The sequence below is a fragment of the Pseudomonas sp. 28 E 9 genome (assembly GCF_900004785.1).
In the GTDB taxonomy this organism is placed as follows: Bacteria; Pseudomonadota; Gammaproteobacteria; order Pseudomonadales; family Pseudomonadaceae; genus Aquipseudomonas; species Aquipseudomonas orientalis_A.
Window position 1 is genome coordinate 134,128 of the sequence record NZ_CVTK01000055.1, and the last position, 23,466, is coordinate 157,593.

At 61.3% G+C, this 23,466-nt stretch carries 23 protein-coding genes; 20 read left to right on the plus strand and 3 right to left on the minus strand.

Features of this window, described 5'->3' with window-relative positions:
* Positions 1 to 300 precede the first annotated feature (300 nt).
* On the plus strand, positions 301 to 717 hold the full coding sequence (locus tag BFQ00_RS24165) for a hypothetical protein (protein WP_065934957.1): 417 nt from the start codon (positions 301 to 303) through the stop codon (positions 715 to 717).
* A gap of 451 nt (positions 718 to 1,168) precedes the next feature.
* Here BFQ00_RS24165 and aceK read toward each other — a convergent pair whose 3' ends face one another.
* Positions 1,169 to 2,884, minus strand: a complete 1,716-nt coding sequence (gene aceK, locus BFQ00_RS24170; RefSeq protein WP_065934958.1) for a bifunctional isocitrate dehydrogenase kinase/phosphatase — start codon at positions 2,882 to 2,884, stop codon at positions 1,169 to 1,171.
* Positions 2,885 to 3,037: 153 nt separating this feature from the next.
* Here aceK and BFQ00_RS24175 point away from each other — a divergent pair, with 153 nt between their 5' ends.
* Positions 3,038 to 3,943 (plus strand): DMT family transporter, encoded by a 906-nt coding sequence (locus BFQ00_RS24175; protein ID WP_065934959.1) that lies wholly within the window; start codon positions 3,038 to 3,040, stop codon positions 3,941 to 3,943.
* A gap of 97 nt (positions 3,944 to 4,040) precedes the next feature.
* Positions 4,041 to 5,606 carry a methyl-accepting chemotaxis protein gene (locus BFQ00_RS24180; RefSeq protein ID WP_065887899.1) on the plus strand — a complete coding sequence of 522 codons (1,566 nt, stop codon included), beginning with the start codon at positions 4,041 to 4,043 and terminating at the stop codon, positions 5,604 to 5,606.
* A gap of 508 nt (positions 5,607 to 6,114) precedes the next feature.
* Here BFQ00_RS24180 and BFQ00_RS24185 read toward each other — a convergent pair.
* Complete coding sequence (locus BFQ00_RS24185) at positions 6,115 to 6,807, minus strand: alpha/beta family hydrolase (RefSeq protein ID WP_065934960.1); 693 nt, start codon at positions 6,805 to 6,807, stop codon at positions 6,115 to 6,117.
* Positions 6,808 to 6,886: 79 nt separating this feature from the next.
* Here BFQ00_RS24185 and ccoN (BFQ00_RS24190) point away from each other — a divergent pair, with 79 nt between their 5' ends.
* From ccoN (BFQ00_RS24190) to hemN, 15 genes are all read left to right on the plus strand, one after another.
* A complete protein-coding gene (gene ccoN, locus BFQ00_RS24190) occupies positions 6,887 to 8,311 on the plus strand; it encodes a cytochrome-c oxidase, cbb3-type subunit I (protein WP_065887897.1) in 1,425 nt (474 codons plus the stop codon).
* A gap of 10 nt (positions 8,312 to 8,321) precedes the next feature.
* Positions 8,322 to 8,930 carry a cytochrome-c oxidase, cbb3-type subunit II gene (gene ccoO / locus BFQ00_RS24195; RefSeq protein WP_010208565.1) on the plus strand — a complete coding sequence of 203 codons (609 nt, stop codon included), beginning with the start codon at positions 8,322 to 8,324 and terminating at the stop codon, positions 8,928 to 8,930.
* 3 nt (positions 8,931 to 8,933) lie between these two features.
* On the plus strand, positions 8,934 to 9,134 hold the full coding sequence (locus BFQ00_RS24200; RefSeq protein WP_065894413.1) for a cbb3-type cytochrome oxidase subunit 3: 201 nt from the start codon (positions 8,934 to 8,936) through the stop codon (positions 9,132 to 9,134).
* Entirely contained in the window at positions 9,131 to 10,042 is a 912-nt protein-coding gene (gene ccoP, locus BFQ00_RS24205) for a cytochrome-c oxidase, cbb3-type subunit III (RefSeq protein ID WP_065934961.1), read from the plus strand. Before BFQ00_RS24200 ends, ccoP (BFQ00_RS24205) begins: the two co-directional genes overlap by 4 nt.
* Before the next feature lie 420 nt (positions 10,043 to 10,462).
* Positions 10,463 to 11,905 carry a cytochrome-c oxidase, cbb3-type subunit I gene (gene ccoN, locus BFQ00_RS24210; protein WP_065887893.1) on the plus strand — a complete coding sequence of 481 codons (1,443 nt, stop codon included), beginning with the start codon at positions 10,463 to 10,465 and terminating at the stop codon, positions 11,903 to 11,905.
* Positions 11,905 to 12,513: a cytochrome-c oxidase, cbb3-type subunit II gene (gene ccoO, locus BFQ00_RS24215; RefSeq protein WP_025854274.1), complete on the plus strand. Its 609-nt coding sequence runs from the start codon at positions 11,905 to 11,907 to the stop codon at positions 12,511 to 12,513. Before ccoN (BFQ00_RS24210) ends, ccoO (BFQ00_RS24215) begins: the two co-directional genes overlap by 1 nt.
* Before the next feature lie 5 nt (positions 12,514 to 12,518).
* Positions 12,519 to 12,704 carry a CcoQ/FixQ family Cbb3-type cytochrome c oxidase assembly chaperone gene (locus tag BFQ00_RS24220; protein ID WP_003193169.1) on the plus strand — a complete coding sequence of 62 codons (186 nt, stop codon included), beginning with the start codon at positions 12,519 to 12,521 and terminating at the stop codon, positions 12,702 to 12,704.
* Positions 12,701 to 13,678 (plus strand): cytochrome-c oxidase, cbb3-type subunit III, encoded by a 978-nt coding sequence (gene ccoP, locus BFQ00_RS24225; RefSeq protein WP_065934962.1) that lies wholly within the window; start codon positions 12,701 to 12,703, stop codon positions 13,676 to 13,678. The genes BFQ00_RS24220 and ccoP (BFQ00_RS24225) overlap by 4 nt, the downstream gene beginning before the upstream one ends.
* A 116-nt stretch (positions 13,679 to 13,794) precedes the next feature.
* Positions 13,795 to 13,953, plus strand: coding sequence for a hypothetical protein (locus BFQ00_RS29715; RefSeq protein ID WP_165386147.1), 159 nt, complete (start codon positions 13,795 to 13,797; stop codon positions 13,951 to 13,953).
* A gap of 338 nt (positions 13,954 to 14,291) precedes the next feature.
* A complete protein-coding gene (ccoG, locus tag BFQ00_RS24230; RefSeq protein WP_065934963.1) occupies positions 14,292 to 15,695 on the plus strand; it encodes a cytochrome c oxidase accessory protein CcoG in 1,404 nt (467 codons plus the stop codon).
* A 15-nt stretch (positions 15,696 to 15,710) separates the two neighbouring features.
* Positions 15,711 to 16,250 carry a FixH family protein gene (locus BFQ00_RS24235; protein ID WP_065887887.1) on the plus strand — a complete coding sequence of 180 codons (540 nt, stop codon included), beginning with the start codon at positions 15,711 to 15,713 and terminating at the stop codon, positions 16,248 to 16,250.
* 112 nt (positions 16,251 to 16,362) lie between these two features.
* Positions 16,363 to 18,807, plus strand: coding sequence for a heavy metal translocating P-type ATPase (locus tag BFQ00_RS24240; RefSeq protein WP_065934964.1), 2,445 nt, complete (start codon positions 16,363 to 16,365; stop codon positions 18,805 to 18,807).
* A gap of 22 nt (positions 18,808 to 18,829) precedes the next feature.
* Complete coding sequence (gene ccoS / locus BFQ00_RS24245) at positions 18,830 to 19,042, plus strand: cbb3-type cytochrome oxidase assembly protein CcoS (RefSeq protein WP_057721235.1); 213 nt, start codon at positions 18,830 to 18,832, stop codon at positions 19,040 to 19,042.
* Positions 19,035 to 19,718: a sulfite exporter TauE/SafE family protein gene (locus tag BFQ00_RS24250; RefSeq protein WP_065934965.1), complete on the plus strand. Its 684-nt coding sequence runs from the start codon at positions 19,035 to 19,037 to the stop codon at positions 19,716 to 19,718. The genes ccoS and BFQ00_RS24250 overlap by 8 nt, the downstream gene beginning before the upstream one ends.
* Positions 19,719 to 19,821: 103 nt before the next feature.
* On the plus strand, positions 19,822 to 21,204 hold the full coding sequence (gene hemN, locus BFQ00_RS24255) for an oxygen-independent coproporphyrinogen III oxidase (RefSeq protein ID WP_065934966.1): 1,383 nt from the start codon (positions 19,822 to 19,824) through the stop codon (positions 21,202 to 21,204).
* 6 nt (positions 21,205 to 21,210) lie between these two features.
* Here hemN and BFQ00_RS24260 read toward each other — a convergent pair whose 3' ends face one another.
* The gene (locus tag BFQ00_RS24260) at positions 21,211 to 21,705 is read right to left on the minus strand and encodes a hypothetical protein (RefSeq protein WP_170827590.1); all 495 of its coding nucleotides are present in this window, start codon (positions 21,703 to 21,705) and stop codon (positions 21,211 to 21,213) included.
* Between the two features lie 155 nt (positions 21,706 to 21,860).
* Between BFQ00_RS24260 and fnr the strand changes: the two genes are divergently transcribed.
* Positions 21,861 to 22,595, plus strand: coding sequence for a fumarate/nitrate reduction transcriptional regulator Fnr (fnr, locus tag BFQ00_RS24265; RefSeq protein WP_065887883.1), 735 nt, complete (start codon positions 21,861 to 21,863; stop codon positions 22,593 to 22,595).
* A gap of 78 nt (positions 22,596 to 22,673) precedes the next feature.
* Positions 22,674 to 23,222 carry an adenine phosphoribosyltransferase gene (locus BFQ00_RS24270; RefSeq protein WP_065934967.1) on the plus strand — a complete coding sequence of 183 codons (549 nt, stop codon included), beginning with the start codon at positions 22,674 to 22,676 and terminating at the stop codon, positions 23,220 to 23,222.
* The last annotated feature ends 244 nt before the right edge of the window (positions 23,223 to 23,466 follow it).

The following is a 23,466-nucleotide window of genomic DNA, read 5'->3' on the forward strand; positions in this document are numbered from 1 at the left end:
TCTTTTGGTGAGGCAGGTCTGCCCTGCACAGCGTGGATCAATTGAATGGGGAAAGATTGTCGCAGATTTCTCCCGGCCTTGAGACGGTCAATCAAAAATGAACGCGCGGGCTTAGGCGCTTTGGCGAAATTGACTACATGAATCGATAAACGATTCCGACTATTCAATAGCAGAAATCCGATTGGATGAACGCGATGCAACCGGCTCAATGAGGATGCACAGATCGAGGATTTGACGCCTGTCTCTACACGGGATTGAGCGCTCGACCTTTAACCTCCCACAACACAGCCAGGAGTCTTTATGCCGATAGATCGTATGTCTTACTCGCGAGCTGGCGGTTACGGCCATTCCTTTGCGCAAAAGCATCAACGCACTCCGGAATATACGTCCCAAGGTGCATCAAGTTCCTCAGACAGCTCATGGAAAACCATTGAAACGCTGAGAAGTCTGCCCAAGACTTTCCCGACTTCCACCGTCAGCCAAAGTCACCTTGATAAACCTATCGGTCTGTTGCAACGAAAAATAGAACTGCAGAACAAAGGCCTCCCGACGGAAAACGTCGATGCAGCCTATAAAGAGTCAATGCATGATCTCTATAAAGAGACAGCGACAGCGCAGAAGCATGCTCCGGACGAGATGGACCGAAACCGCACGAGCAACTGGAGCAATAAAATATTGGAGACCAATAAAGACAGCCCATTCGTAGCCATGCAGTAAAGCGGTCCAGACCAACAATCCTGTCGAACGATACATTCCCATGCCCAAGCTAGCGAAAACCTGGTCAGGTCTAGAAAATTAACGCGTCACCTGTTGAAACTGGAGTTTAAAATGCCCATCGATTCCGTCACCCCACGCCCGCCAAGCTACACACAGTCCATGCAGGCTCAACCGCGCTCAAAAGAGTCGCTGCCACCACCCCAATATGAATTCCCCCCCGCCTACACAGAAAAGGCGTCTTCTACATCAAGCCCTCGAACCACGTCGACGCCAGTCACCAGCCTGACAGCCCAAAGAATTGCGAATTACCACACAACCAGCCAGGCAGTACGCGGGATGAACTTCATGAGCGGGGTTTGACACTGCGATCGTGCCGGGACATCTGTCTCACCTCTTTCATCGATACGCCAACAAGATGTCTGACGCCACGCGGTTCAAACACCGCTGGTTCTTATGATTCATCGCATTGCTTGCGCCGGTAAGGGAATACATCAATGACCTTACCGGCACGTATCGCCTCCTGCAGGCCCTTCCAGTAATCGGCGTCATACAGCTCGCCATGCAACTCATCGAACAACCTGCGCTGACCGGCGTCGGCGAACAGAAACGGTGGAAATTCTTCGGGGAACACATCCAGCGGACCGATGGAGTACCAGGGTTCCGAAGCCATTTCATCCTCGGGAGTGTGCGGCGTGGGAATGTGGCGGAAGTTGGCTTCGGTGAGAAAACAGATTTCATCGTAGTCGTAGAACACCACCCGGCCGTGACGGGTGACGCCGAAGTTCTTGAGCAGCATGTCACCTGGGAAGATATTCGCCGCCGCCAGCTGCTTGATCGCCAGGCCGTAGTCTTCCAGGGCTTCGCGCACCTGGGCGGGGTTGGCGTTGTCGAGGTAGAGGTTGAGCGGGGTCATGCGCCGTTCGGTCCAGCAGTGGCGGATCAGGACGCTGTCGCCCTCCACTTCGACGGTGCCGGCGGCCACTTCCAGCAACTCGGCGAGGCACTCGGGCTCGAACTTGCTCAAGGGAAAGCGGAAGTCGGCGAACTCCTGGGTATCGGCCATGCGCCCTACCCGGTCGACACTTTTGACCAGCCGGTACTTCTCGATCACCGTAGCGCGGTTGACGTTTTTCGACGGTGAGAAACGGTCCTTGATGATCTTGAACACCGTGTTGAAACCCGGCAGGGTAAACACGCTCATGACCATGCCACGCACGCCCGGCGCCATGATGAATTGATCATCGGTGGTCGCCAGGTGGTTGATCAGTGCGCGGTAGAACTCCGACTTGCCGTGCTTGTAAAAGCCGATGGAGGTGTACAGCTCGGCAATGTGCTTGCCGGGCAGGATGCGTTTGAGAAAGCCGATGAACTCCGCAGGTACCGGCACATCGACCATGAAGTACGACCGGGTGAAGGAAAAGATGATCGACACGTCGGCCTCATCAGTGATCAACGCATCGATCTGGATTCCCCGCCCTTCGCGGTGCAGCAACGGGATCACCAACGGCCATTGTTCGTCGCGGGTGTAGATACGTCCGACGAGGTAGGCGCCTTTATTGCGGTAAAGCACCGAGCAAAACAGCTCGACGTGCAGGTCCGGGTCTTTGCACACCCAGTCCGGCAGGTTGTCCCGCAGTTGCGCTTCCAGGCGGCGCAGGTCGGCAGGCAAGTCGGCGTAAGGCTCACTGAAGCGGTAGTCCGCGAAAATCTGCGCGAGCATGTCCGCCATCTTGCCGGCAGGCGTGTAGGTGCGGGTTTGCGCAGCCCGCGTCCGCTGCTGGCTGGGCCGCGTGGTATGAATGAACATGCAGCCATCGCTGATCAGGTCATGGCTGAACAGGCTGCAAAACACCGAGTTGTACCAGGTCTCGGACAGCTCGTCGTCAAAGCGCAGGTCGATCAGGCCGATGTAGGCACTCTTTACCAGCGGCCAGCGTTCGATGTCCTGCAACACGCCCGCCTCGAAAGCCGCCCGCAGACGCGCCGTGACCTCCCCCACCTTCTCTTCGTAGAGGTTGATGCGCGCCGCCGAAGCGGCCTGCCCTTGCTGCCACTGGGCCTTTTCGAAACGTTCGCGCGCGCCATCGGTGATCTGGCGAAAGTGCTCACGGTAGTCGTCGAAACCGTCGAGGATCATCCGGGCGATAGCGAGGGCGGGCTGCGACATGCGGAAAACCTCGAACGGGTTGCGGGAAGCCCTGAGCTTAGCCAGTGAACCGAGGCAGGAGAAGGCCGATTTTTCATTGGCGACGCTACTTAGCGATTGTGCCAACCGTAACGCTGGGCAACACTCCGCCGCCTGATTGCGTAGGAGTTTTCCGTGAAACCTGTCGACACCCTGTACCTGCTGGGACTGGCCGCCATCTGGGGTGCGAGTTTCCTGTTCATGCGCATCATCGCGCCGGAAATCGGCAGCGTGCCGACCGCGTTTTTCCGCGTATCGATCGCTGCCGCCGGCTTGTTGGTGATCCTTTCGATGATGCGCGTGAGCTGGGACTTCCAGGGCAAGTTCAAGACCGTGCTGCTGTTGGGCGTGATCAACTCCGGGATTCCGGCCACGCTGTACTCGGTAGCCGCGCAGGTATTGCCGGCGGGTTACTCGGCCATTTTCAACGCCACTACGCCATTGATGGGCGTACTGATTGGCGGGATGTTTTTCAGTGAACGCCTGACGCCCTCGAAAATCGCCGGGGTGTGCCTGGGCCTGTTCGGCGTGGGCGTGCTGACCCGGGCGGGCCCGGTGGCGTTTGACATGGACTTGTTGACGGGGGCACTGGCGTGCTTGCTGGCCACCACCTGCTATGGCTTTGCCGGGTTTCTCGCACGGCGCTGGCTGGATCAGCGCGGTGGGTTGGACAGTCGCCTGTCAGCCTTGGGCAGCATGCTCGGCGCAACGTTGTTTTTGCTGCCGCTGTTCGCTTACAGCGCCATCAGTCAGCCGCCGGCGAGCTGGGGTGGCTGGCAGGTGTGGATGTCGTTGCTGGGGTTGGGCCTGGTGTGTACGGCCTTCGCCTACATTCTGTATTTTCGCCTGCTGTCATCCATCGGCCCGGTCAAGTCGATGACCGTGACCTTCATGATCCCGCCATTCGGCGTACTGTGGGGCGCGTTGCTGCTGGACGAGCCGCTGTCGATGGCCCACGTGTATGGCGGGGTGTTGATTGCAGGGGCGTTGTGGCTGGTGTTGCGACCACAAAAAGCAGGCGCGAGCCGCGAGCATTCCTGATCTCCCGCGGCACTCGCCGCGGGATTATTACAAAAATAAGTTAAATAAACGCCCGCAATGGCCGATAACCCCTGAAAGCCTTGCGGATTGAACAATCATGCGTAATAACCAACCCGTTACCCAGCGCGAACGTACCTTCCCCGCCCAGCAACGGTTGATCTCCACCACAGACGCCAAGGGTGTGATTACCTACTGCAACGACGCCTTTGTCGAAATCAGTGGGTTCAGCCGCGACGAACTGGTCCGTGCCCCGCACAACCTGGTGCGTCACCCGGATGTTCCGGCGGCGGTGTTCGCACACATGTGGTCGACGCTCAAACAAGGCTTGCCATGGATGGGCATTGTCAAGAATCGCTGCAAGACCGGTGATCACTACTGGGTTAACGCCTATGTGACGCCGATTTTCGACGGCAACCAGGTAATCGGCTACGAATCGGTGCGCATCAAGCCCACCGCCGAGCAGATCCGCCGGGCCGAAGCGCTCTATCAACGCATCAACCAGGGCAAGTCGGCCGTTCCCCGGCGGGACAAGTGGCTGCCGGTGCTGCAGGACTGGCTGCCATTTATCCTGGTCAGCCAGTTGAGCTTCATGATCGGCGCCACCCTCACCTCCCAGTGGGGCTTTGCCTTGGCTGCATTGCTGTCGGTGCCGCTGGGCCTGCTCGGCCTGAGCTGGCAGCAGCGCGGCCTCAAGCGTTTGCTGCGCCTGGCCGAGCAGACCACCTCCGACCCGCTGATCGCGCAGATGTACACCGACAGCCGTGGCGCCCAGGCGCGCCTGGAGATGTCGATCCTCAGCCAGGAAGCGCGTTTGAAGACCTGCCTCACCCGCCTGCAGGACACCGCCGAGCACCTCAACGATCAGGCGGCGCAGTCCAACACCCTGGCGCACAACAGCTCCAGCGGCCTGGAGCGTCAACGCGTGGAGACCGAACAAGTCGCCACGGCGGTCAACCAGATGGCGGCGACCACCCAGGAAGTCGCCAGCCATGTGCAGCGCACGGCGGATGCCACCCAGGAAGCCAATCGCCTGACCGGCCGTGGCCGCGATATCGCCGGGGAAACCCGCGAGGCGATCCAGCGCCTGTCGGTGGCCGTAGGCGAGACGGGCGTCACCGTCACGCAACTGGCCAAGGACAGCGACGAAATCGGCGGTGTGGTGGATGTGATCAAAGGTATCGCCGACCAGACCAACCTGCTGGCGTTGAACGCCGCCATCGAAGCGGCGCGTGCCGGCGAGATGGGCCGAGGGTTTGCGGTGGTGGCTGATGAAGTGCGCCAGTTGGCGCAACGCACCACTGAGTCGACCGGGCAGATCCATGCCCTGATCGCCAAGCTGCAGCACACCGCCAGCGCTGCCGTGCAAACCATGGACGCCGGGCATCGCCAGGCCGAAGAAGGTGTGGCACGGGTGATGGAAGCGGATCAGGCGCTGGTGGGCATCAGCGAGGCGGTGGCCAATATTACCGACATGACCACTCAGATCGCCGCCGCGACCGAAGAGCAAAGCGCGGTTGCTGAAGAGATCAGCCGCAATATCAGCACCATTGCGCTGTTGGCGGACCAGACCTCGGAACAGGCGATGAACTCGGCGCAGTTGAGTGAAGAGCTGACGCATACCGCCAATACCCAGTACTCGCTGGTGGAGCGTTTTAACCGGTAGACCGCTATCGGGGGCAAGTCGAATCGTCGCACCGCCCCTCCCACACTCGACCGCGTTCCAACGTTGGAATGAGGTCAACATGTGGGAGGGGGCTTGCCCCCGATGGCGGCCTCTGGGCCGACCAGGATGTTGGATCAGATCGAGTACATATCCGTTTCTGCGGTAACGGCCACTTAGGGTTCCGCCCTGACGGCGGCTCACTTTTGAAAAGCGCAAAAGTAAGCAAAACGCTCTTGCCCCACCACTCGGCACCTCGCCTAGGCTCGGTGTGCCCGAACGCAGGCTTGAATCCGTGGGCCGCCGCAATGGGCCATCCATGGCCCAGTGCGGCTAACCCGGCGTCCTGCCGGGTTACCCACGGATTCAAGCCTGCGTTCGGCCAGCGTGGTTTAACGGGGCGCCTGAGATCAAGATCAAAAGCAGATCAAGATCAAGAGCGACTCGCTTCGCATCGTGGTTACGGTTGAGCGCTACAGAGTTGTGTAGATACCTATGCCCCGATAGGTCCCTAACAGGCACCCACAAACTCAGCCACGCGAACCGCCGCCGCCTCCAGATGCTGCTCGTGACTGAACCCCGACGCCTTCAGCGGCTTCAAGTCATGATCCCCCGCCACCAACCACATCACCTCGATGCTCGGTGACAACGCATACCCCTCCACCGCCGCCCGATTACCCAATGCATCCCGCTCGCCCTGCACAATCAGCGTCGGCGTCTTGAGCGCAGCCAAATGCTCGACCCTGGGCTTCTCCGGCTTGCCCACCGCATAGAACGGATACCCCAGACACACCAACCCGGCGGCGCCCAGCTCATCGGCCAATAGACTGGCCATGCGCCCGCCCATGGATTTACCGCCAATCGCCAGTTTCCCAGCGACATGACGTCGCACCTCTGCATACACCTCACGCCAGCATTCCAACAGTTTCGGCGCCGGATTCGGCGGTCGCTTGCCGCCGTCCGCGCGGCGCTGGGCCATGTAGGGAAACTCGAAGCGCACCACGTTCACACCATGCCCGGCAAGGCGCGCAGCCATGTCGTTCATGAACGCCGAGTCCATCGGCGCGCCGGCGCCGTGGGCCAGGATCAAGGTGACGGGCTGGCCCGATGGGGTGCCCGTGGCGGCATCCCACAGCCAGCCGCGTTCACGCACACAGTGCGCCCATTGATCCCCGTCAATACTGGCCTTGTGCTCTTTGCCCATGCTTGCCTCGCTTTTTAGTCTGCCTATAACTCCAGCCCAAGTGCCGCATCTGCTTGGGTTGAACCGTGGATGGGGAACCATGAACACTACTTTAAGTACCGCCTATAACTACAAGGTGGTCCGCCAATTCGCCATTATGACGGTGGTGTGGGGCATCGTCGGCATGGGGCTCGGGGTTTTTCTCGCGGCCCAATTGGTTTGGCCTGCGCTCAACTTCGATTTGCCCTGGACCAGCTTCGGTCGCCTGCGCCCGCTGCACACCAACGCGGTCATCTTCGCCTTCGGCGGCTGCGCGCTGTTCGCCAGCTCCTTCTACTCGGTGCAGCGCACCTGCCAGACAACGCTGTTCGCCCCGAAAATCGCCGCGTTCTGCTTCTGGGGCTGGCAACTGGTCATCCTGCTGGCTGCAATCACCCTGCCGCTGGGCTACACCAGTTCCAAGGAATACGCCGAGCTGGAATGGCCGATCGACATCCTGATCACCATCGTCTGGGTCGCCTATGCCATCGTGTTCTTCGGCACGATCATGAAGCGCAACACCAAACACATCTACGTCGGTAACTGGTTTTTTGGCGCGTTCATCATCACCGTGGCCATTCTGCATATCGTCAACAACCTGGAAATCCCGGTCAGCCTGACCAAGTCCTACTCGCTGTACGGCGGTGCGACGGATGCCATGGTGCAGTGGTGGTACGGCCATAACGCTGTGGGCTTCTTCCTCACCGCAGGCTTTCTCGGGATGATGTACTACTTCGTGCCCAAGCAGGCCGAACGCCCGGTGTATTCCTATCGCTTGTCCATCGTGCACTTCTGGGCGCTGATCACCCTGTATATCTGGGCCGGCCCCCACCACCTGCACTACACCGCGCTGCCGGATTGGGCGCAGTCGCTGGGCATGGTGATGTCGCTGGTGCTGCTGGCCCCGAGCTGGGGCGGCATGATCAACGGCATGATGACGCTGTCCGGCGCCTGGCATAAGTTGCGCAGCGACCCGATCCTGCGCTTTCTCGTGGTGTCCCTGGCGTTCTACGGCATGTCGACCTTCGAAGGCCCGATGATGGCGATCAAGACCGTCAACGCCCTCTCCCACTACACCGACTGGACCATCGGCCACGTACACGCGGGGGCACTGGGTTGGGTGGCGATGATTTCCATCGGCGCGCTGTACCACATGATCCCGAAAGTCTTCGGTCGCGAGCAGATGTACAGCCTCGGCCTGATCAACGCGCATTTCTGGCTGGCCACCATCGGCACCGTGCTCTACATCGCCTCGATGTGGGTCAACGGCATCGCCCAGGGCCTGATGTGGCGTGCGGTCAACGAAGACGGCACCTTGACCTACTCCTTCGTCGAAACCCTGGTGGCCAGTCACCCTGGCTTCATCGTGCGGCTGGTGGGCGGCGCGGTGTTCCTCAGCGGCATGTTGCTGATGGCTTACAACACCTGGCGCACCGTGCGTTCGGTGCAGCCTGTCGAAGCCGTCCCTGTCGCGCAGCTGGCCTGAGGAGTCTGTGATGAAACACGAAACGATTGAAAAGAACGTCGGCCTGTTGATGCTGCTGATGGTGCTCGCCGTGAGCATCGGTGGCCTGACCCAGATCGTCCCGCTGTTCTTCCAGGACGTGACCAACAAGCCGGTCGAAGGCATGAAGCCCTACACCGCGTTGCAACTGGAAGGCCGCGACATCTACATCCGCGAAGGTTGTGTGCAGTGTCACTCGCAGATGATCCGCCCGTTCCGCGCCGAGACCGAGCGCTACGGTCACTATTCGGTGGCCGGCGAAAGCGTGTGGGATCACCCCTTCCTGTGGGGTTCCAAGCGCACCGGCCCGGACCTGGCCCGCGTCGGCGCACGCTACTCGGACGACTGGCACCGCGCGCACCTGTACAACCCGCGCAACGTGGTGCCGGAGTCGAAAATGCCGGCTTATCCGTGGCTGGTCACCGCCGCCGTCGACAGCAGCCACACCGAGACCAAGTTGAACGTGATGCGCACCCTCGGCGTGCCCTACACCGATGACGACATCAATGGCGCGGTCGCCAGCCTCAAGGGCAAGACCGAGATGGACGCGCTGGTTTCCTACCTGCAAGTGCTCGGCACTGCCATCAAGAGCAAGAGGTGAGCCATGGGATTTGAATTCGATGCGGGCACCATTCGCGGCCTCGGCACGCTGGTGGTGGCCATCGCCTTTATCGGCCTGTCGCTGTGGGTGTTCAACAACCGGCGCAACGCGGAGTTCGAGCAGGCGCGCCTGCTGCCGTTCGCCGATGAGCCTTCTCCACACAATGCTCAAGAAGAGCCTGCAACAAGGAGCAACCAGCCATGACCCTGTTTTGGAGTACATGGATCTGCGTACTGACCCTGGGCAGCCTGATCGGCCTGACCTGGCTGCTGATCGGCACCCGCAAGGGCGAAACCCGCGGCAGCGTCGACCAGACCATGGGCCACGCCTTCGATGGAATCGAGGAATACGACAACCCACTGCCTCAATGGTGGTTCATGCTGTTCGTCGGCACCCTGGTGTTCGCCGTCGGCTACCTGATCCTCTACCCGGGCCTAGGCAACTGGAAAGGCGTACTGCCGGGCTATGAAGACGGCTGGACGTCGGCCAAGGAGTGGGACAAGGAGATGGCCAGGGCCGACACCAAGTTCGGGCCGATCTTCGCCAAATTCGCGGCCATGCCCGTGGAAGAAGTGGCCAAAGACCCGCAAGCCTTGAAGATGGGCGGTCGCCTGTTCGCGTCCAACTGCGCGGTGTGCCACGGCTCGGATGCCAAGGGCGCGTATGGCTTCCCGAATCTTGCGGACAACAACTGGCGCTGGGGCGGTTCGGCCGAAGCGATCAAGGCCACCATCATGAACGGTCGCCATGCGGCGATGCCGGCCTGGGGCGAAGTGCTGGGCGAGGATGGGGTGAAAAATGTCGCCGCGTATGTACGTCACGACCTGGCCAAGTTGCCCTTGCCGGCGGACAACAACGCCGATTTGGCCGCCGGCCAAGCCGCATTCAGCACCACGTGCGTCGCCTGCCACGGCCCCCAAGGCCACGGCGTGGAAGCCATGGGCGCGCCGAACCTGACCGAGCCAGGCGGCTTTATCTACGGCACAAGCCTGGCGCAATTGCAGCAGACCATCCGCCACGGCCGTCAGGGCCAGATGCCGGCGCAGGACCTGCTGCAGGGCAATGACAAGGTGCATTTGCTTGCCGCTTACGTGTACAGCCTGACCCATTAGCACTTGTAGGAGCGAGCTTGCTCGCGAAGAACGTCAACACAACGCGATAGACCAGACTGACGCGTGACCGTTGACGTTTTTCGCGAGCAAGCTCGCTCCTACCGTGTGGCGACATTCGCGACCCAGTGTCACACCCCTTCAAAACCCAACTGTCCCCTCCTCGCTTTCGGGTCTACGCTTGTTCCTGCAGTGGGCCAATCCTGGCGTACGCGACGGTAGCCGTTGCGCCCTCGAAAATTCCTGTCCACTCGATCAGGTTTAGATTTCTGACTTTGTCCTTACACAAAACAGGGAAAGTGCGCAGAATCTGGCGTGGAACGCCTTGATACAGGTCAGTCATTGCGTTGCAATGGCCCCTCGCTTTCTACATACTTGCGGCCGATTTTACCTATAAAAATACTTAAACCGTGGAACCTTAGAATGAGCACAGCAATCAGTCCGACTGCTTATAACTATAAGGTGGTTCGCCAGTTCGCCATCATGACGGTGGTCTGGGGAATTCTTGGCATGGGGCTCGGGGTGTTCATCGCCTCGCAACTGGTCTGGCCGCAATTGAATTTCGACCTGCCCTGGACGACCTTCGGCCGCCTGCGACCGCTGCACACCAACCTGGTGATCTTCGCCTTCGGTGGCTGTGCATTATTTGCCACCTCCTATTACGTGGTGCAGCGCACCTGCCAGACGCGCTTGATCTCCGATGGCCTCGCCGCCTTCACCTTCTGGGGCTGGCAGGCGGTCATCGTCGGCGCCATCATCAGCCTGCCCCTGGGCTACACCACCACCAAGGAATACGCCGAGCTGGAATGGCCGATCGCCATTTTGCTCGCCATCGTGTGGGTGACCTATGCCGTGGTGTTCTTCGGCACCATCGTCAAGCGCAAGACCAAGCACATCTATGTCGGCAACTGGTTCTACGGGGCGTTCATCCTGGTCACGGCGATGCTGCATATCGTCAACCACGCGTCCTTGCCGGTGAGCCTGTTCAAGTCCTACTCGGCCTACTCCGGCGCGACGGATGCGATGATCCAGTGGTGGTACGGGCATAACGCCGTCGGCTTTTTCCTGACCACCGGGTTCCTCGGAATGATGTATTACTTCGTGCCGAAACAGGCCGAACGCCCCATCTATTCCTATCGCCTGTCCATCGTGCATTTCTGGGCGCTGATCACCCTGTATATCTGGGCAGGTCCGCACCACCTGCACTACACCGCGTTGCCGGACTGGGCACAGTCCCTGGGCATGGCGATGTCGATCATCCTGCTGGCGCCAAGCTGGGGCGGCATGATCAACGGCATGATGACCCTCTCGGGCGCCTGGCATAAGCTGCGCACCGACCCGATCCTGCGCTTTCTGGTGGTGTCCCTGGCGTTCTACGGCATGTCGACCTTCGAAGGGCCGATGATGGCGATCAAGACCGTCAACTCGCTGTCCCACTACACCGACTGGACCATCGGCCACGTACACGCCGGGGCACTCGGCTGGGTGGCGATGATTTCCATCGGCGCGCTGTATCACATGATCCCCAAGCTGTTCGGCCGCGCACAGATGCACAGCGTCGGGCTGATCAACACGCACTTCTGGCTGGCCACCATCGGCACCGTGCTCTACATCGCCTCGATGTGGGTCAACGGCATCACCCAGGGCCTGATGTGGCGTGCGATCAATGATGACGGCACCCTCACGTATTCCTTCGTCGAAGCGCTGCAAGCCAGCCACCCGGGCTATATCGTCCGCGCCCTGGGCGGTGCGTTCTTTGCCGCCGGCATGCTGTTCATGGCCTACAACGTCTGGCGCACCGTGCGCGCCTCCGACCCGGCGCAAGCTGAAGCCGCCGCCAAGATCGCCGTTGTGGGAGCCCACTGATGAAGCATGAAGTCGTCGAGAAGAATATCGGCCTGCTGGCCTTCTTCATGGTCATCGCCGTGAGCATCGGTGGCCTGACCCAGATCGTCCCGCTGTTTTTCCAGGACGTGACCAACAAGCCGGTCGAAGGCATGAAGCCGCGCACCGCCCTCGAACTGGAAGGCCGCGACGTCTACATCGCCAACGGCTGCGTGGGCTGCCACTCGCAGATGATCCGCCCGTTCCGCGCCGAAACCGAACGCTACGGCCACTACTCGGTGGCCGGTGAAAGCGTGTGGGACCACCCGTTCCTGTGGGGCTCCAAGCGTACCGGCCCGGACCTGGCCCGTGTCGGCGGGCGTTACTCCGATGACTGGCAGCGTGCGCACCTGTACAACCCGCGCAACGTGGTGCCCGAGTCGAAAATGCCGGCGTACCCGTTCCTGGTGGAAAACAAGCTCGACGGCAAGGACACCGCGAAGAAGATGGAAGTCTTGCGCACCCTGGGCGTGCCCTACACCGACGAAGACATCGCCGGTGCGGCCGCAGCCGTAAAGGGCAAGACTGAAATGGACGCATTGGTGGCCTACCTGCAAGGCCTTGGCACCCTCATCAAAAGTAAACGGTGACCGGCATGGATATCGGCATGATTCGTGGCCTGGGCACCGTTGTGGTGATGGTGGCCTTTATCGGTCTGGCGCTGTGGGTGTTCAGCCCCCGGCGCAAATCGGAATTCGACGACGCGACCATGCTGCCCTTTGCAGATGATCCCGAAGCCATCAAGCACGTCGAGCAAGCGTCTAGGAGTAACAAAGAATGACTACGTTCTGGAGCCTGTACGTCACAGTCCTCAGTCTGGGTACCATCTTCGCCCTGACCTGGCTGCTGCTGTCGACCCGCAAGGGCCAGCGCGCCGAGCAGACGGACGAGACCGTCGGCCACTCGTTCGACGGTATCGAGGAATACGACAACCCGCTGCCCAAATGGTGGTTCATGCTGTTTGTCGGCACCATCATCTTCGCCCTCGGTTACCTTGCGCTCTACCCCGGCCTGGGCAACTGGAAAGGCCTGCTGCCGGGCTACAACTACCTCGACAACGACAAGCAAACCCCGTTTGCCAACGGCCAGACCGGCTGGACCGGCGTGCACGAATGGGAAAAGGAAATGGCCAGGTCCGAGGCCAGGTTCGGGCCGATTTTCGCCAAATTCGCCTCGATGCCGATTGAAGAAGTCGCCAGGGACCCGCAAGCCCTGAAGATGGGCGGTCGGCTGTTCGCCTCCAACTGCTCGGTGTGCCACGGTTCCGACGCCAAGGGCGCCTACGGTTTCCCCAACCTCACCGACGCCGACTGGCGCTGGGGCGGCGACCCGGCAACCATCAAGCAAACCATCATGCAAGGCCGCCACGCAGTGATGCCAGGCTGGGCTGAAGTGATCGGCGAACAAGGCGTGGCGGACGTAGCGGCCTTCGTGGTGACCAACCTCGACGGCCGCAAACTGCCGGAAGGCGCCAAGGCCGACGTGGCCAACGGCGAGAAACTCTTCGCCGGCAACTGCGTGGCCTGCCACGGCCCGGCCGGTAAAGGCACCCCCGCCATGGGCGCGCCGGACCTGACACACCCGGGTGCGTTCATCTACGGCTCAAGCTTCGCCCAGTTGCAGCAGACCATCCGCTATGGTCGCCAGGGTCAGATGCCCGCGCAGGAGCAACTGCAGGGCAATGACAAGGTGCACTTGCTGGCGGCGTATGTGTACAGCTTGTCCCATGGGGACAAGAAGGCTGAAGAGCAGTAAGTCCTCGAACACAACAAGGCCCCGCGCAGCGAAAACTGACGGGGCTTTGTTGTTTATTGCTACGACAAGCGACAGGCGTTAAGTTTGAAGGCGACTTTTTCAATCGAGACTGATGCATGAACGAAGGCAACGTCATACTCCAACAAAGTAATCAGGAAGAAGTAAACGAAGCGGTTGCTGCAAATATTGCCGACATGCTGCAAATGCCTGATGACAACATCGAATTCACCCCTGAGCGTGCAACCATTATCGCCAGGCAGCAGTTCGATCAGTGACTCACTTAAGCGGCCCCAATTCTGAAAATACCAAAGATCAAATGTGGGAGCCGGGCTTGCCCGCGACACATTCGACCTGTTTTGTTATGAAGACCGGGTCTCTTGAGTGAACGGTTTCAGGGGCTGCCCGCCCAACACAACAGCAAAAACCGTCCATACTCAACAAGTCAATTGATCCAGGTCACTTACACCATCAATTGATTTGCCCCAACGCGACCAAAGGTCGCACCCTTTGCGCACCATCGGGGGCGTATCATTGGGCCACTGCAACACCCCCAATTTGACCGCGGTTGGCACGTACTGGCCGAGGCAAATCTCCACCGCCGTGGGATGCAATGATGAGCGACCAGATACCGGTACACGACGTTACCCCGCCTGCCAAAAGCGTCGACCTCTACGCTTCGCGAGAGAAGATTTATACCCGTGCCTTCACCGGCTTGTTCCGCAATCTGCGCATGCTCGGCGGCGCCGCACTGTTCCTGCTCTACTTCGGCACCGTGTGGCTGAACTGGGGCGGTCACCAGGCGGTGTGGTGGAACCTGCCGGAGCGTAAGTTCTTCATTTTTGGCGCGACGTTCTGGCCCCAGGATTTTATCCTGCTGTCGGGCATTCTTATCGTCGCGGCGTTCGGCCTGTTCTTTATCACGGTGTACGCCGGACGCGTGTGGTGCGGTTATACCTGCCCGCAAAGCGTGTGGACGTGGATCTTCATGTGGTGCGAAAAGGTCACCGAAGGCGACCGCAACCAGCGTATCAAGCTCGACAAGGCGCCCATGGGCGCCGGCAAATTCCTGCGCAAGTTCAGCAAGCACACGCTGTGGCTGCTGATCGGCTTTGTCACCGGTATGACCTTCGTCGGCTACTTCTCGCCGATCCGCGAACTGGTATTGGACTTCTTCACCGGCCAGGCCGACGGCTGGTCGTATTTCTGGGTCGGTTTTTTCACCCTCGCCACCTACGGCAACGCCGGCTGGCTGCGCGAACAGGTGTGCATCTACATGTGCCCGTATGCGCGTTTCCAGAGCGTGATGTTCGACAAGGACACGCTGATCGTGTCCTACGACCCACGCCGTGGCGAAGTGCGCGGTCCGCGCAAGAAGGGGGTCGACTACAAGGCCCAGGGCCTGGGCGATTGCATCGACTGCACGATGTGCGTGCAAGTGTGCCCCACCGGTATCGACATCCGCGACGGCCTGCAGATCGAGTGCATCGGCTGCGCCGCCTGTATCGACGCGTGCGACACCATCATGGACAAGATGGACTACCCGCGCGGCCTGATCAGCTACACCACCGAGCACAATCTGTCCGGGCAGAAAACCCATAAATTGCGTCCGCGCCTGCTCGGTTACGCCCTGGTGTTGCTGGCGATGATCAGCCTGCTGGTGGCCGCCTTCTTCATGCGTTCGCTGGTGGGCTTCGACGTGAGCAAGGACCGGGTGCTGTACCGCGAAAACGCCGAAGGCCGCATCGAGAACGTCTACAGCCTGAAGATCATGAACAAGGACCAGCGCGACCACACCTACGTGCTCGACGCCGCCGGCCTGCCCGACCTCAAGCTGCAAGGCCGACGCGAGATCAAGGTGGCCGCCGGCGACATCGTCAGCATGCCGGTGGAATTGTCGAGCGCCCCCGAGCAATTGCCGTCGAGCACCAACGAAGTGACGTTCATCCTCGAGGATGCCGACGACACCCGCGTTCACATTGAAGCCAAGAGCCGATTCATCGGCCCACAAGTTCGTTAGACAGGGAATACAAGAATGCCCGCAGCCACTGCCGCAAGCCCTTGGTACAAGCACCTCTGGCCCTGGATCATCATCGGCATCCTTGCCTGCTCGGTGACCCTGACCCTGTCCATGGTGACCATCGCGGTGAATAACCCGGACAACCTGGTCAACGACAATTATTACGAGGCCGGCAAAGGCATCAACCGCTCCCTGGACCGCGAACGCCTGGCCCAGACCCTCCAGTTGCGCGGCAAGCTGCACCTGGACGAACTGACCGGTGAAGTCGAACTGCGCCTTACCGGCTACAGCAACCCGAACACGCTGGAACTGAACCTGATCTCCCCGACCCAGCCAGAGAAGGATCGCAAGATCAACCTGACCCGCAGCGACAGCGAGCCCGGCCGCTATATCGGCCAGGTCACCGAGAAGGTCGAAGGCCGGCGCTTCGTGGAATTGCTCGGCGTGGAAGGCGACAAGACCTGGCGTCTGTTCGAAGAAGAAGAGGTCAGCCACGACAAGGACTTGCTGCTCGGAGACGAACCGTTGCAGGGTGCCGAAGACCTGAAAAAGTAAAAGATCGCGCTTCGCGCATCGCGGGCAAGCCCACTCCCACATTGGAACGCGTACCCCTGTGGGAGTGGGCTTGCCCGCGATGAGGCCCTTCCAGCCACCAAAGATCCCGACCATGACCACCCCCTGCTACCACTGCGCCCTGCCCGTCCCCGCCGGCAGCCGGTTCACCACCGACATCCTCGGCGAGCGTCGCGAGCTTTGCTGCCCGGGGTGCCAGGCGGTGGCCGAGGCGATTGTGGCGGGCGGGCTGGAAAGCTACTACCGGCACCGCAGCGAAGCCTCGGCCAACCCCGAGGCCTTGCCGGTGCAGTTGCTCGATGAATTGGCGCTGTACGACCGCGCCGACGTGCAAAAGCCATTCGTGCGCCACACAGGCGAACTCGCTGAAATCACCCTGCTCATGGAAGGCATCAGTTGCGCGGCCTGTGGCTGGTTGATCGAGAAACACCTGCGCGGCCTGCCCGCCGTGGCCGAGGCACGGCTGAACCTGTCCAACCACCGCCTGCATGTACGCTGGGCTGACGGGCAGTTACCGTTGAGCCAGGTGCTCAGTGAACTGCGCCATATCGGTTATGCCGCCCACCCCTATCAAGCGGACCGTGCCGCCGAACAACTGGCCGGCGAGAATCGCCTGGCCCTGCGCCAGCTGGGTGTTGCCGGGTTGTTGTGGTTCCAGGCCATGATGGCGACCATGGCCACCTGGCCGGAATTCAATATCGACCTCAGCCCCGAACTGCATGTGATCCTGCGCTGGGTTGCGATGTTTCTTACAACTCCCATCGTGTTCTACAGCTGCGCACCGTTTTTCAAAGGCGCGCTGCGCGATCTGCGCACGCGTCACCTGACCATGGACGTGTCGGTGTCCCTGGCCATTGGCGGGGCTTATCTGGCGGGGATCTGGACGGCGATCACCGGCGTGGGTGAGCTGTACTTTGACGCGGTCGGCATGTTCGCGCTGTTCCTGCTGGCCGGACGCTACCTGGAACGGCGTGCCCGCGAGCGCACCGCCGCCGCCACCGCGCAGTTGGTCAACCTGCTGCCGGCTTCGTGCCTGCGCCTGGACGCGGACGGCCAGAGCGAACGCATCCTGCTGGGCGAGTTGGCCGTGGGTGACCGGGTGCTGGTGCATCCTGGCGCGGTGCTGCCGGCGGACGGGGTGATTGTCGAAGGCCAGTCCAGCGTCGATGAATCCCTGCTCACCGGCGAATACCTGCCGCAGCCTAGGCATGTCGGCGATGCGGTCACCGCCGGCACCCTCAACGTGGAAGGCGTGCTGACCGTCGAGGTGCGCGCCCTCGGCCACGACACGCGCCTGTCCGCCATCGTGCGCCTGCTGGAGCGCGCCCAGGCCGAGAAACCGCGCCTGGCGCAGATCGCCGACCGCGCCGCACAGTGGTTTTTGCTGGCGTCCCTGATTGCGGCTGCAGTGATCGGCCTGGTGTGGTGGCAGCTGGATGCGTCACGGGCGTTCTGGATTGTATTGGCCATGCTGGTCGCCACCTGCCCGTGCGCGCTGTCCCTGGCGACACCCACTGCCCTCACTGCCGCCACCGGCACCCTGCACAGCCTTGGGTTGCTGCTGACCCGCGGCCATGTGCTGGAGGGGCTGAACCAGATCGACACGGTGATTTTCGACAAGACCGGTACGCTCACCGAAGGACGCCTGGCGTTACGCGCCATCCGGCCCCTGGGCGAACTGGACAGCGACCAGTGCCTGAGCCTCGCCGCCGCACTGGAAAACCGCTCCGAACACCCGATTGCCCGCGCCTTTGGCCGTGCGCCCCTGGCGGCCCATGACGTATCGAGCAGCCCCGGCCTCGGCCTGCAAGGACGTGTGGGCGAACGCCTGTTGCGCATCGGCCAACCCGGGTTTGTCTGTGAACTCAGCGCCGGCCCGATCCCGGCGTCACCGGACGAAGCCGGGCAATGGCTGCTGCTGGGCGATCAACGCGGCGCGCTCGCCTGGTTCGTGCTCGACGACCGCCTGCGCAGCGACGCGCCCGCCCTGCTGGCGGCGTGCAAGGCGCGCGGCTGGCGCACCTTGCTGCTGTCGGGAGACAGCTCGCCGATGGTCGCCAGCGTCGCTGCCGAGCTGGGCATCGATGAAGCCCATGGCGGCCTGCGTCCAGACGACAAGCTGCAGGTGCTGCAACGCCTGCATCAAGAGGGCCGCACAGTGCTGATGCTCGGCGACGGCGTCAACGATGTGCCCGTACTGGCCGCCGCGGATATCAGCGTGGCAATGGGCTCGGCCACCGACCTGGCAAAGACCAGCGCCGATGCGGTGCTGTTGTCCAACCGCCTGGAGGCGCTGGTGCAGGCGTTCTCCCTGGCGCGACGCACACGTCGAGTCATCATCGAAAACCTGCTGTGGGCCGGTCTGTACAATGGCCTGATGCTGCCGTTCGCGGCCCTGGGGTGGATCACCCCGATCTGGGCGGCAATCGGCATGTCCCTCAGTTCGTTGACGGTGGTGCTCAATGCCCTGCGCCTGACGCGCCTGCCAAGCGCGCCGGCCGTTGGCGCCCCCTTGATCAATCGCCCGCTGCCGGCGTGAGCCGCGCGGGCATGGAGTGCAGATGCCAGCTCTATACGTGATGATTCCGGCGGCGCTGCTGTTAGTGGGCGTGGCCATCTACATCTTCTTCTGGGCCGTGGACAGCGGCCAGTACGAAGACCTCGACGGCCCGGCCCACAGTGTGCTGTTCGACGACCAGGACCCCAATCACCTGGCCGCCATCGACGAAGCCAACCGCGCCGAACAGCCGCCCAAGGAACCGCCCCATGCTTGAGCTGGCGCCTTTGCTGGCCTCTGCGCTGACCCTCGGCCTGCTCGGCGGTGGCCATTGCCTGGGCATGTGCGGCGGGCTGATGGGCGCGCTGACCCTGGCGATTCCCAGGGACCAGCGCAGCCGCCGTTTTCGCCTGCTGCTGGCGTACAACCTGGGACGCATCTTAAGTTATGCCGCAGCGGGGTTGCTGATCGGCCTGGCCGGGTGGGCCGTGGCCAACAGCCCGGCGGCGATGTTCATGCGGGTGCTCGCCGGGCTGCTGCTGATCAGCATGGGCCTGTACCTGGCCGGCTGGTGGAGCGGCCTGACCCGTCTCGAAAGCCTCGGGCGCGGCCTGTGGCGACATATCCAGCCGATGGCCAACCGCCTGCTGCCGGTGTCCAGCCTGCCCCGCGCTTTACTGCTGGGCGCGCTGTGGGGCTGGTTGCCGTGCGGGTTGGTCTACAGCACCCTGCTTTGGGCCGCAAGCCAGGGCAATGCGCTGGACAGCGCGCTGCTGATGCTCGCGTTCGGCCTGGGCACCTGGCCGGTATTGCTGGCGACCGGGCTGGCCGCCGAACGTGTCACCGCGCTGTTGCGCAGGCGCAGCGTGCGCATGGCCGGTGGTTTGCTGGTGGTGCTGTTCGGGCTCTGGACCCTGCCCGGGCCACACCAGCATTGGCTGATGGGGCACTGACCGGCCCTGTGGCATAGCGCCGCTCCCCGTTGATGCAAATCAACATGCCCACCCCACCCAGCCCCTAGACTCGGCCCACCAGCCAAACCGGGGGACCGCCCGCATGCTCGACGCCATTCGTTGGGACACCGATCTGATTCATCGCTACGACCTGGCGGGGCCGCGCTACACGTCCTACCCCACGGCCGTACAATTCGACAGCCAGGTCGGCACTTTCGACCTGCTCCATGCGCTACGCGACAGTCGCAAAGCCACCCGGCCGTTGTCGCTGTATGTGCACGTGCCGTTCTGCGCCAATATTTGTTACTACTGCGCCTGCAACAAGGTGATTACCAAGGACCGTGGTCGCGCCCATGCCTATTTGCAACGCCTGATGCAGGAGATCCAGCAGGTCGCCTGCCACCTCGACCCCAAACAGCCGGTGGAACAACTGCATTTGGGCGGCGGCACGCCGACCTTTCTCAGCCATGACGAATTGCGCCAGGTGATGGCACACCTGCGCCAGCACTTCAATGTGCTCGAGGACGATTCGGGCGACTACGGCATCGAGATCGACCCTCGCGAAGCCGACTGGGCGACCATGGGCCTGCTGCGCGAACTGGGCTTCAACCGCGTCAGCATCGGCCTGCAGGACCTCGACCCCGAGGTGCAACGGGCGGTCAATCGCCTGCAAAGCCTGGAGGAAACCCGCGCGGTGATCGACGCGGCGCGCACCCTGCAATTTCGCTCGATCAATATCGACCTGATCTACGGCCTGCCCAAGCAGTCGCCGCTGAATTTTGCGCGCACTGTGGAAGAAGTCATCCGCCTGCAACCCGACCGCCTGTCGGTGTTCAACTACGCACACCTGCCCGAGCGTTTCATGCCCCAGCGGCGGATCAACACCGATGATCTGCCTTCGCCGGCAGAAAAACTGTTGATGCTGCAAACCACCATCGAACAATTGACCCAGGCCGGCTACCGCTATATCGGCATGGACCACTTTGCCCTGCCGGACGACGAACTGGCCATCGCCCAGGAAGAAGGCACCCTGCAGCGCAACTTCCAGGGCTATACCACCCACGGGCACTGCGATCTGATTGGATTGGGCGTGTCGGCGATCAGCCAGATCGGCGACCTGTACTGCCAGAACAGCAGTGATCTCAACGGCTACCAGAATGCCTTGGCGGGCGCGCAACTGGCCACCAGCCGTGGGTTGATCTGCACCACGGACGACCGTCTGCGACGGGCGGTGATTCAGCAGCTAATCTGCAATTTCAGCCTGGTGTTCGAGGACATCGAGCAGGCATTCAACATCGATTTTCGCGGCTATTTCGACGATATATGGCCGCAGTTGCAAATAATGGCCGCAGACGGCCTGATCGAACTGGACGCCCGGGGCCTTCGTGTGATGCCGGCCGGGCGCTTGCTGGTGCGTTCGGTGTGCATGGTGTTCGATGCCTACCTTGAGCACCAGAATCGCCAGCGTTTCTCGCGGGTGATCTGAGACTGCCTACGCCATCGCCAGGGAGGCGGCCTTCATCGCATCGGGGCCACTGAGCCCCTTCATGGCCTTGCCCAACGCAGTCTGCGCCGTGATGAGGCTCGCGTTCAGCACGGCAATCGCACCCTGCAGGTTATTGACCTTGACCCTGGCCTGCTCCGCAGAAAGCGTGTTATCGGCCATGACAGCGGTCAGTTCGGCCTGTTTTTCTGCAATCTGTTTCTTGATCTCGCGGATCATCTTCAAGACCTGCTGGACCTCGTTGGGCAGGCCGCTTTCCTCGATATCGCTGTTGGATTTTTTCGTGTCTCTGACCGCCTGCAAGGCTGCGCCGGAAAGGGTCACCTTCACACCTTCGTCCGTCTTGGTACTGAGGGGCGAAGAAGTGGCGTCCTTCAGCTCTTTGCCAGCCGCCGCCGACTTCGCTTCTGCCACCTGGTCTTTCGGCTCCGGTAAAGGCAGCGCGCTGAGGCTTGCCGGGGTATTTGCACCGATGGAAATCATGGGTCTGGCTCCGAATTCAAAAGGTATCGTTACTTTGTATCGGCCACGACACACGGACCTTTATAACGCCGAGGCTTTTCGTACACGCTGGCCTCATCTACCCCCAGTGCGTTACCCTTACGTCTTATGTGTGTTTTCCCACAAGGATTTAAGAAATGTCCGAGCCAGTCAAACTGCGCGCTCACAGCCAGGCTCACTGCAAGGATTGCAGCCTGGCTCCCCTCTGCCTGCCACTTTCGCTGAATCTGGAAGACATGGAAGCGCTGGACGACATCGTTAAACGTGGCCGCCCGCTGAAAAAAGGCGAGTTTCTGTTTCGCCAGGGCGACAAGTTCGATTCCGTCTATGCAGTACGCTCGGGCGCGTTAAAGACATTCAGCCTCAGCGACGGCGGCGAAGAGCAAATCACCGGCTTCCACTTGCCCAGCGAATTGGTCGGTTTGTCGGGGATGGACACCGAAATGCATCCCGTGTCGGCGCAGGCGCTGGAGACTACATCGGTGTGCGAAATTCCTTTCGAGCGCCTTGATGAACTGGCCCTGCAACTGCCACAGCTGCGCCGTCAGTTGATGCGCGTCATGAGCCGCGAGATTCGTGACGATCAACAGATGATGCTGCTGTTGTCGAAGAAAACCGCCGACGAGCGCATTGCGACCTTCCTGGTCAACCTGTCGGCGCGCTTTCGCGCCCGTGGTTTTTCGGCCAACCAGTTCCGCCTGAGCATGTCGCGCAATGAAATCGGCAATTACCTGGGCCTTGCGGTGGAAACCGTGTCCCGCGTGTTTACCCGCTTCCAGCAGAACGCATTGATTGCCGCCGAGGGCAAGGAAGTGCATATCCTCGACCCTATCCAACTGTGCGCACTGGCCGGTGGCTCCCTGGAAGGGTAATCCGCGCTCTGCGGCCGAGCGAACCGGCAAGGCCGCAGGTATACTTCGGGTCCGTTTTCCGCCCAGGACCCTTCGACGATGACTTTCGATTCGTTCGACATCAAATCCCTGATTCGCCCCGTCATCGACTTCCCCAAGCCTGGGGTGATCTTCCGTGACATCACGCCGTTGTTCCAGTCGCCCCGCGCCCTGCGCCTGGTCGCCGACAGCTTTGCCCAGCGTTATGTCGAAGCCGACTTCAGCCATATCGGCGCAATGGATGCCCGTGGCTTTCTGATCGGCTCGATCGTCGCCTACCAGCTCAACAAGCCACTGATCCTGTTTCGCAAGCAAGGCAAATTGCCGGCTGACGTGTTGGCCGAGGCTTACCAGACCGAATATGGCGAAGCGCTGCTTGAGGTGCATGCCGACAGCCTGTGCGAAGGCGACTCGGTGCTGATGTTCGATGACTTGATCGCCACCGGTGGCACCCTGATTGCGGCAGCGAACCTGGTGCGACGCATGGGTGCGCAGATCTTTGAAGCGGCGGCGATTATTGATTTGCCGGAGCTGGGTGGGTCGCAGCGGTTGGAGGATATGGGGATTGCCACGTTCTGCCTGACGCAGTTTGGGTTGACCGAGCGGTAGTCGTTGTCAGGGCAGGCCTCATCGGGGGCAAGCCCCCTCCCACAGTTTTGACTGTGTTCACAAATCAAATGTGGGAGGGGGCTTGCCCCCGATGGCGGCCTCTGAGCCGACCAGGATGTTGGATCAGATCGAGTACATATCCATTATTTAGGTAACGGCCACTTAGGGTTCCGCCCTGACGGCGGCTCACTTTTGAAAAGCGCAAAAGTAAGCAAAACGCTCTTGCCCCACCACTCGGCACCTC